The organism is Aquicoccus porphyridii, from assembly GCF_008369105.1.
GTDB lineage: Bacteria > Pseudomonadota > Alphaproteobacteria > Rhodobacterales > Rhodobacteraceae > Aquicoccus > Aquicoccus porphyridii.
This window is the reverse complement of record NZ_VINQ01000121.1, coordinates 1-465: the sequence shown is the minus strand read 5'-3', so window position 1 is coordinate 465 and position 465 is coordinate 1. Positions and strand designations below refer to the sequence as shown.

Below are 465 nucleotides of genomic sequence, written 5' to 3'. Positions count from 1 at the left end.
CCAGCGCAACCTGCGCTACACCACGGTCTACGAGACGGCGATGGCCGACAGCCTGAAGAGCATGGCGCTGCAAGGCATGGGCGTGGCCTGGGTGCCACGGCTGAGCGTGGTCAACGAACTGGAGCGCGGTGAGCTGGCGATCTGTGGCGGGCCGCAATGGTTCGTGCCGCAGGAAATCCGCCTGTACCGCTGCGCGCTGGTACGCAAGGCGGCGATCCGCCTGCTCTGGCGCAAGCTGGAAGGCGGGCTGGGCAGCGTCGAGTAGACAGGCAAGGGCGGCGCCGGGACGCCGCCCCGCAGGTCACATCTCGAGGACGATGCGCCCCTCGATCTGCCCGGCGCGCATCTGGTCGAGGATCTGGTTGATGTCGTCCAGCTTGCCCGGATGGATGGTCGCCTTGACCAGGCCTTCGCCGGCAAAGTCGAGGGCTTCCTGAAGGTCCGCGCGGGTGCCGACGATTGAGC

At 68.0% G+C, this 465-nt stretch carries 1 protein-coding gene; it reads left to right on the top strand.

What is annotated here, in order from left to right; all coding sequences use genetic code 11:
- The coding region (locus FLO80_RS23845; RefSeq protein WP_246156802.1) for a LysR substrate-binding domain-containing protein at nt 1-265 on the top strand (265 nt) is incomplete at its 5' end.
- Between the last annotated feature and the right edge of the window lie 200 nt (nt 266-465).